This is a genomic window from uncultured Demequina sp. (assembly GCF_913055775.1).
Taxonomy (GTDB): Bacteria; Actinomycetota; Actinomycetes; order Actinomycetales; family Demequinaceae; genus Demequina.
This window is the reverse complement of record NZ_CAJXJX010000125.1, coordinates 1-7,869: the sequence shown is the minus strand read 5'-3', so window position 1 is coordinate 7,869 and position 7,869 is coordinate 1. Positions and strand designations below refer to the sequence as shown.

Here is a 7,869-nt window from a genome sequence, read left to right as displayed (position 1 = left end):
GATCGATGCCGACGCGGCGATCTCCGACGCCCGGCTCAGCGACCGCGAGCAGGAGGTGCTGAGCATGTACGCCTCCGGCGAGACCGCAGCGTCCGTCGCGGCCTCGCTGGGCATCTCCCGCGGCACCGTCGCCGACTACGTGAAGGCCATCCGCCGCAAGTACGAGGCCGTGGGACGTGAGGCGGCGTCGCGCGTGGATCTGTACAGGCGCGCCGTCGAGGACGGCATCCTCGAGTGAGCGCTCCCCGGCGCGAACCGGCCGAGGCACGCCTGCGCCGCGTGCTCTACACCGCGTGCGGCATCGGCGCTCTGGTGTTCGGGGCTCTGCTGCTCACCGGCGGCAGCGGGATTCTCGCCCAGCGCGAGGTGCTCGCGCCGTGGTACTGGTGGGCATCGATCCTCACGGCCATCGCCCTCCCGGCGTCTCTCCTGGCACTCTCCGGCACCGTCAGCGTCTGGCTCACACGGCGGGTCGCCCAGGCCTCGGTGGCGGGGTTCCTCGCCATCCAGGTGCTGTGGGTTCCGGCCATGACGGTCGACGTCCTTCCGGATGGGGCCGAGCCCTGGATCCAGGGCATCACCGCGCTGTCGTCGACGATCGCGGGGGTGACGTGGACGACGCGGTGGGTGTGGGTGTTCCCGGCGCTGCAGGGACCGATGGTCACCACGGTCCAGATTCTGTCCTCTGATACCGACGTGGTCGACGCGGTGCTCGACGGCGTGGGCGCGCTGCTGTTCTGCAGCATCCTCACCGGAGTGGCGCAAGCGGTGGTGCGGGCCGGGCAGGCCCAGGACGCCGCGGCTGACAGCGCGCGCGAGGCGGCCATGGCCGCGGCCTCGAGCTCGACCCGTCAGCGCGAGCAGGCGCGCATCAACGGCATCGTCCACGACGACATCATGTCGGTCCTGCTCGCAGCGAGTCGTGAAGAACTCGACCCCGACCTGCCCGTTCGCGCATCGTCGGCACTGGCGTCGGTGCGCGCCATCGCCTCGCCCGTGGGCACCAGCGCGAGCGTGGTGACCGCGGACCTCGTCGAGGCGACCCTGCGCGGCACGGTGGCGGATTGTGCGACGGGTGCCGCGATCTCGGTCGACTCCGAGCCCGACTGCTCGGTGCCCAGAGTGGTCGTCACGGCGGTCGCCGAGGCGATGGGCGAGGCGCTGCGCAACGTCGAACGCCACGCGGGCGAAGGCGTGCGCGCGACCGTGTCGGCGCGCATCGCTTCCGACGCGGTCGAGGTCGTCGTGGCGGACGCCGGTCGCGGGTTCGACCCGGCGGAGGTCAAGGCGACGCGGCTGGGGATCCAGGCCTCGATCAATGGCCGCATGGACGCGCTGCCCGGCGGCTCGAGCAGGGTGTGGTCCCAGCCGGGTGCGGGAACGCGCGTGACGATCGGATGGCGCAGGTGAGCGCGGTGCAGGCCACGGACGAGACCGCCCGTGCCGCCGCGCCGCGCAAGCCCCCGGAGGCCGACGTCTCGGCTCTGCTGTACCTGGGCTCGCCCGCGGCGCGCATCCTCGTCGCAATCTTCGTCGCGTCGAATGCCGCCTTCACCGTCGCCACCGCGGACGTCCTGCGCGCGCCATGGCAGTCCTACCTGGCCATGGTGCTCGTCAGTGGCGCCTCGGTGCTGCTCGTGCGGCGTCACCCCGACCCGTTCCCCCTGCGCGACACCGCCGCCATCCTGGCCGTCGTGACGGTGTCGACGATCCTGGTGGCGACCAACCTGCCCGGCGACGGCGAGCTGGGACGCGCGACGTGGCACCTCGGATCGAACACCTGGCTGCTGTTCATCCTCACGCTGCGCCGGCGCGCTCTGCTCGCGTGGCTGGGCATGGCCCTCATGACCGCGATCACGGTGGCGTGGGGCGTCGAGAGCGGGCGCGGGGCGATCACGGGCGCGCTGATGCTCGACACCCACATCGGCATCCTGCTCGTCGCGACGCTGTTCGCCTCGACCCTGCGCGCGACCGCACGTCGGATCGCGTCCTTCGAACGACGGCAGCTGGGAGCCTCGGCCCAGCAGGCCAGGAACGCCGCGGCGGAGGAGATCAGGCGAACGCGCGCGGCGGAACTCGCGCGTGCGGCCGTACCTCAGCTCGAGAGGATCGCCGGTGGAGGGCCGTTCACGTCAGACGAGCGCGAGAGCTTCATCATCACGGAAGCCGCCCTGCGCGACAGCGTGCGCGGCCGGTCGCTCATGGTGCCCGGCGTCGCGGAGGCCGCAGCGGCGGCCAGGTCACGCGGCGCTTCGATCACGATCCTCGACGATCGCGGTGCCCTGCCCCCGGACGGGGAGGCGGTGGAGCGCATCACCGCCGCCTGCATCGGTGCGCTGAGCGCGGCCGAGCGGGGGCGGGTGACCCTCCGCCTGGTGCCCGTCGGGCGCGAGGCCGTCCTCACGATCGTCGCGGTCGACGGGGACCGCGTGTCGCGGGTGACGCTCGGGCCCGACGGGCGCGAGACGGACTGACTCAGGCGAGAGCCTTGGCCTTGAGCGCCTCGTACTCGTCCTGCGTGATGGTGCCGGCGTCCAGCAGCTCCTTGGCCGCCTTGATCTGGCCGGCGGCCCCGCCGACCTCCTCGACGACGCCCTTGGTGTACTCGCGCTGAGCGTCGCGGATCGCTGCAGCGTCCTTGGCGTCGCGACGGGCCATGCCGTTGCCGCGGGCGAAGAGGTAGACGATCGCGCCCAGCGCCGGCAGCAGGATGACGAACAGCAGCCATCCGGTCTTGCCCCAGCCGCTGAGCTCGGTGTCACGGAAGATGTCCATGATGATGCGGATGACCACCACGAAGAACGTGATGATGATCATGATCCACAGAGTCCACAGAAGGATCTGCAGGAAGTTCGCGAAGAAATCCACGGGTGTTGCTCCTTTGACGTGAGGGTCGGTCCCGGAAGAGGGGACTACCCGCACACTAGCGCGCTGGCGCGACTCGCGAGTCCTGCGCGCGGACCTGGGGCGATGGTCACGCACCGCGCCGAGCCGCCCAGGCATGCGAAAGGCCCCCGCCGCTGTTGCGACGAGGGCCTGTGCGTGGGTCAGAGAGCGCGCCCTGAGGGATTCGAACCCCCAACCTTCTGATCCGTAGTCAGATGCTCTATCCGTTGAGCTAAGGGCGCACGGCCGCAATGGCCGAGTCACGAGTATACAGGCTCGCGACGGTGGGTCACGACCTGCCGACTCGCGGCGGCGGAGACGGTGGGATTCGAACCCACGGATGGGTAACCCCATCACATCCTTAGCAGGGATGCACTTTCGGCCGCTCAGTCACGTCTCCCGATTGCCCACACAGGGTACCGGTCGTGGGGCACGCGGGGCAAAATGCGGCCCGCCTCCCCCTCAGCCTCCACCACGCGACGCCCCCGGCGGGAGAACCACACTCGTGCTCCACTGCCGCGCTCAGACAGCGAGCCGCAGTCTGAGCGCGGTGATGGAGCGTGAGTGTGGATCCGCGAGCGTGGACCACTCCTGCTGGAGCGTGAGCGCTGACCGCACGTGCGGACGGCACCAGGAGCGGAGAGTGTGGGATTCGAACCCACGGAGACGCTACAACGCCTCAACGGTTTTCAAGACCGTCACCTTCGGCCGCTCGGTCAACTCTCCTCGTGACGCCAGGCGCCACCCCAGCATTCTGCCAGGAGAGCACGCGCTCCCTGACCGCGCACAGGAAGCCTGCCCGCGCATCGGCCCCGGTCAGGCGCCTCCGTGCCACCCGTCCGGGAGCCCGGGCGTCACGACCCCGAGCCCATAGAGCACTGCGGCCTGGGCGAGTTCCGCGTCATACGTCGCGACCGTGTCGATCGCCGGGTGCGCGACGGCCGCCCCCAGATGCAGGGCCGCGAACGGCTTGAGGACGGCCGCAGCATGCGTGGAGACGGAGACGTTCTGATCGCTGAAGCGGATCATGGCGATCTTCGATCGCACCTGGTCGATGACGCCATACGCCAGGTCCTTCTGCTCGCGCGGCATCAGCGCCGCAGCCTGGCGCAGCTCGGTGACGCCGAGCTGCGTGATCGCGACGTCGTCGATGCGCGGCACGACCCACGCGTTCCACTCGTCGAAGTGCTTCACCCCGGGCAGGAATCTGCACAGCGCGGAGCCATCGAGGTAGATCACGTCACCAGGGTAGTCGGGTGGCGCCAGCCGATGCGCGCGCGCCGTTGCGCACGCATCGGCCGTCTGGGTGTGGTTACCGCTTGAGCTGCTTCATCGCGAGCTGGACCACGGCGATGAGCGCCTGCTTGGTCGCGGCCTTCTCGCGAGCATCGGTGTACATGACCGGGACGTCGTCGGGGATGCCGAGCGCCTCGCGCACGTCCTCGAGCGTGTGGCGCGCCACGCCGTCGAAGCAGTTGACGCACACGACGAACGGCACGCCACGGCCCTCGAAGTAGTCGACCGCCGGGAAGCACTGGTCGAGACGCTCGGTGTCGACCAGCACGACCGCGCCGATCGCACCGCGCACGAGGTCGTCCCACATGAACAGGAAGCGGTCCTGACCGGGCGTGCCGAACAGGTAGAGCCACAGCGAACCCGGCAGCGCGATGCGTCCGAAGTCCATGGCGACGGTGGTGGTGGTCTTGCGGTCGGTGACGCCACCGGCGTCATCGATGCCGATCGACTTCTCCGTCATCGCCGCCTCGGTGTTGAGGGGGTCGATGTCCGAGATCGAACCGATGAAGGTGGTCTTGCCAACCGCGAAGCCGCCGGCGATGACGATCTTGACGACGGTGGGGGCGGTGGCGGGCGCGCCAGGTGCGACCGCGGCGTTAGAGGGCTGCGATGCCATCGAGGACACTCTCCAGGAGGCTCAGGGAAAGGCCACCGGACTCGTCATGCGTCGACGCGTCCTCAGCCGTTCCACCAGTGTGGATGGTCAGGTGATTTTCTTCAGCAAGATCCGTCACCAGCACGCGGACCACACCCAGCGGAAGCCGGGTGTGGGCCGAGAGCTCGGCCACGGATTGATATTGACCTGTAGCGAGCTGCAGGATCTTCTTCTTCTCCGGGGTGAGCCCCTTCAAAGCCTGGGTGTCCGAGCGCGATTCGACGAGCGCCTCCATGGGGAGGTCCTTGCTCGCGGCGCTCACGCGTCCACCGGTGACGGCGTAGGGGCGGACCGTGTAGGTCTCCTCCTCGCCGTGCGGCGTCGTCGCGTCTGTCATGTCCGGGTCTCCCTACGTGCGGGTCAGGCCGTCGGTGGGAAGGTTCTGGCGCATCTCGGTGATGAGCTGCGGCGTCAGGGCGTTCTCGGTGCGCGACACCAGCAGCGTCATCTCGTAGCCCACGAGGCCCACGTCGCACGTCGAGTCGGCGGCCACGGCGAGCACCGAGCCGTTCGAGACGCTCATGAGGAACAGGAACAGCTCGTCCATCTCGATGATCGACTGTCGCACCTCGCCCGCGTTGAGCTGGCGGGCGGCCCCGCGCGTCAGGCTCGCCATGCCCGAGACGACCGCCGCGAGGGTGTCGCCGCCGGTGCGGTCGAGGTTCTTCGACATCGCCATCAGGAGGCCGTCAGCGCTCACCACGAGGGTGTGACGCGTGCCAGGCACCGTCTGAACGAAGTTATCCAGAAGCCATCCGAAGTTGGTGGCCTCAGTGCTGAGCTCGGTCACAGCTCCTCCTTGCTTTCCTTGCCCCGTCGGTGGAGCGGGTTGTCCTGAATCGTGATGGTAGTCGTGCGGTGTGTCATGTGTCGCTGGCCTCCGCCGGCTCGGTCTGACGGGCGAATGCCGCCGCGTCGTCACGGGCCTTCTGGGTGCCGGAGTAGAACGACGAGAAGCGGTCGCGCACAGCATCGGCGTCGCGCGTCGCGGGTGCGATCGAGACGTCCTCGTCGATGGGCTTGACCTCGACGGGGGCCGCGTCCTTCGCGCGACGCCGCTGCAGGCCGGCGCGCGTCTTCTCGATCTTGGGCCGCTCCGAGGCGAGCGAGCTGAGCTCGGAGAACACGTCCGAGGTCATGTCGCCGCCGAACCCGCCGCTGCTCTCTTCCGGCTGCAGCACGGGCTGGTACGACGTCGTGACCTCGGGCTCGGCAGCCTGCAGGGCATCGGCACCGGCGGCCTCCCAGCCGTCGGGACGCGCCAGCTGCTCAGGCGAGTAGCTCTGCTGCTGCGGGGCCGGGGTGGCCGGAGACGGCGCCGCGGGCGCCTGCTCGACGTCCCACGAACCGGGTGCGACTCCACCGCCGTGGTCATCGGCTCCCGGCGCGGGCGCGAACGAGGTCGCCGGCTCAGGCGAGAACGCTGCCGCGGGCTCCGGAGAGAACTCCGGCGCGGGAGTGGGGTCCGCCGGCGCGGGTGCAGGAGTGAACTCACCGGCTGCGCTCGGCACGCTCGGTGCCGGGGCGGGCGCCGCCGCCGCCTCGAAGGCTGCGGGCTCGGGCTCCGGCTCGGCGACCGGAGCCTCGAACGCAGTGGGCATCGGCGCGGGCGCCGAGGGCTGGTCAGGTGCGACGGGCTGCGGTGCCGACACCGGCTCGAACGACGCGTGAGAGACGGGCTCCTGCGGCGACTGCTGCTGCGCTGCTGCGCCGGCGATCGCCGCACCCGCGGCGGCCGCTCCAGCAACTGCGGCGGCGTCCTTCTTGTTGCTCCGGCCGAACAGGCGGGAGAAGAAGCTCGAGCGCTGCTCCGAGTCCTCGTCCACCGCGGTCTGGATCAGCTCGTCGAGGCTCGGCTGGTGGGCCGGCGCCTCGTCGTGGGCCTGACCCGGCATCGCAGGTGCCTGGGCCTCCGGTGCGGGGGAGAAGCCCGGCGCAGGCGCGGGCTCGATCGCGTCCTCGGCGGGAGCGAAGGGCGAGCGCGCCTCGGGAGCCGAGGGCTCGACGGGCTCGGGGACGGAGGGAACAGACCCGGCCCACTCGCTCGTGGGTGCGGGCTCCACCGGCGCATCGGCGGCAGGAGCGCTGGGCGCGGACGCGCTGAGCGCCGCGGCCCACGGGGACTCGGGCGCCGCAGCCACCTCGGGCGCCGAGGGCGCCTCCGGTGCCGAGGCGACCGCCGCATCGGCCGATGCGACGGCAGGAACCTGCGTACGGCTCGTCATCGAGAGACACGGCCTCGACGCCGCCGTACGGCGCCTCGTCGGTCTCGTCGGTCTCGTCCTCGGCGGCGAATGCGAGCTCCTCGGGCTCGTCGTCCTCGAGCATCGGGATCACGAGCGGCACGTCGGCCGGCGTCTCGAGCTCGGGCTCCACGGCCGAGTCCGCGCTCGCCGCGACACTCTCGTCGATGGGCGCCTCGTCGCGAGGCTCGGGCGCCGATGCGACAGCGGCCACCGAAGCTGCGCTCAGCTTCGGCATGCGGAACGTCGGAACGTCGGGCTCAGGCTCGGGCTCAGGCTCGGGCTCGGGCTCAGGCTCGGCTTCCGGAGCTGCCTCAGCCTCGGCTGCGGGCTCGATCTCAGGAGCGGACACCGCTTCAGGGGCAGATTCCTGGTCGAGGGCGGGCACCTCGTCGAGGGCGGGCTCGTCCTCGGCGATGCCCGGGATCGACGGCTCCGCCGGGGCAGCGTCGTCGACAGGCGCGCTCGCCACAGAAGGCTCGTCGCCCCCACGGGAGCCGAAGAATGCGGCAGCGCCGAACGCAGCGGCTCCGGCCGCGCCGCGGCGCGCCGACTGTCCAAGGGACTCGCCCTCGACCTCGACGGGGGTCTCCGCGTCACGGGTGGACCGGAAGCCTCGGAACATCGAGGCACGCTCCTCGGCGGACTGCGGCGCAACCTCGCTCGGCGAGACTTCGGGACTGAAGCCCAGCTGGTCCTCGGCCGCGAGCGCGGACAGCTGCTCGTCGGTCGCGCGTGCGGGCAGACCCACGATCGACTGCTTCTCGCGCTCGGCGTCCGCAGGAGCGG

At 70.8% G+C, this 7,869-nt stretch carries 10 protein-coding genes and 3 tRNA genes; 4 read left to right on the top strand and 9 right to left on the bottom strand.

Annotated features, from left to right (window positions below):
• The 3 genes from QZ483_RS11425 to QZ483_RS11415 all read left to right on the top strand — a co-directional run.
• Positions 1 to 238: response regulator transcription factor (locus QZ483_RS11425; RefSeq protein ID WP_297084080.1), on the top strand; the 238-nt coding region annotated here is incomplete at its 5' end.
• The gene (locus QZ483_RS11420) at positions 235 to 1,410 is read left to right on the top strand and encodes a sensor histidine kinase (protein ID WP_297084078.1); all 1,176 of its coding nucleotides are present in this window, start codon (positions 235 to 237) and stop codon (positions 1,408 to 1,410) included. The genes QZ483_RS11425 and QZ483_RS11420, both read left to right, overlap by 4 nt.
• Positions 1,407 to 2,474 (top strand): hypothetical protein, encoded by a 1,068-nt coding sequence (locus tag QZ483_RS11415; RefSeq protein WP_297084076.1) that lies wholly within the window; start codon positions 1,407 to 1,409, stop codon positions 2,472 to 2,474. The genes QZ483_RS11420 and QZ483_RS11415 overlap by 4 nt, the downstream gene beginning before the upstream one ends.
• Before the next feature lies 1 nt (position 2,475).
• On the opposite strand, the gene QZ483_RS11410 is transcribed toward QZ483_RS11415, so the two are convergent.
• The 9 genes from QZ483_RS11410 to QZ483_RS11370 form a co-directional block, all read right to left on the bottom strand.
• Complete coding sequence (locus tag QZ483_RS11410; protein WP_297084075.1) at positions 2,476 to 2,868, bottom strand: SHOCT domain-containing protein; 393 nt, start codon at positions 2,866 to 2,868, stop codon at positions 2,476 to 2,478.
• A gap of 187 nt (positions 2,869 to 3,055) precedes the next feature.
• Positions 3,056 to 3,128, bottom strand: a tRNA-Arg gene (locus QZ483_RS11405).
• Positions 3,129 to 3,199: 71 nt separating this feature from the next.
• A tRNA-Ser gene (locus tag QZ483_RS11400) sits at positions 3,200 to 3,286 on the bottom strand.
• A gap of 237 nt (positions 3,287 to 3,523) precedes the next feature.
• Positions 3,524 to 3,612: transfer RNA gene (locus QZ483_RS11395), tRNA-Ser, on the bottom strand.
• A 90-nt stretch (positions 3,613 to 3,702) separates the two neighbouring features.
• Entirely contained in the window at positions 3,703 to 4,125 is a 423-nt protein-coding gene (locus QZ483_RS11390) for a hypothetical protein (protein WP_297084073.1), read from the bottom strand.
• Between the two features lie 73 nt (positions 4,126 to 4,198).
• On the bottom strand, positions 4,199 to 4,798 hold the full coding sequence (locus QZ483_RS11385; RefSeq protein ID WP_297084070.1) for an ATP/GTP-binding protein: 600 nt from the start codon (positions 4,796 to 4,798) through the stop codon (positions 4,199 to 4,201).
• Entirely contained in the window at positions 4,779 to 5,174 is a 396-nt protein-coding gene (locus QZ483_RS11380) for a DUF742 domain-containing protein (RefSeq protein WP_297084068.1), read from the bottom strand. Before QZ483_RS11380 ends, QZ483_RS11385 begins: the two co-directional genes overlap by 20 nt.
• A 12-nt stretch (positions 5,175 to 5,186) precedes the next feature.
• Positions 5,187 to 5,627 (bottom strand): roadblock/LC7 domain-containing protein, encoded by a 441-nt coding sequence (locus QZ483_RS11375; protein ID WP_297084066.1) that lies wholly within the window; start codon positions 5,625 to 5,627, stop codon positions 5,187 to 5,189.
• A 73-nt stretch (positions 5,628 to 5,700) separates the two neighbouring features.
• On the bottom strand, positions 5,701 to 7,062 hold the full coding sequence (locus QZ483_RS11370) for a hypothetical protein (protein ID WP_297084064.1): 1,362 nt from the start codon (positions 7,060 to 7,062) through the stop codon (positions 5,701 to 5,703).
• A gap of 620 nt (positions 7,063 to 7,682) precedes the next feature.
• On the opposite strand from QZ483_RS11370, the gene QZ483_RS11365 reads away from it, so the two are divergent.
• The coding region (locus QZ483_RS11365; RefSeq protein WP_297084063.1) for a hypothetical protein at positions 7,683 to 7,869 on the top strand (187 nt) is incomplete at its 3' end.

Excerpts from the sequence above, each read along its gene's own strand:
- QZ483_RS11380 (WP_297084068.1), bottom strand. The coding sequence starts at position 5,174 with ATGACAGACGCGACGACGCCGCACGGCGAGGAGGAGACCTACACGGTC.
- QZ483_RS11385 (WP_297084070.1), bottom strand. The coding sequence starts at position 4,798 with ATGGCATCGCAGCCCTCTAACGCCGCGGTCGCACCTGGCGCGCCCGCC.
- QZ483_RS11370 (WP_297084064.1), bottom strand. The coding sequence starts at position 7,062 with ATGACGAGCCGTACGCAGGTTCCTGCCGTCGCATCGGCCGATGCGGCG.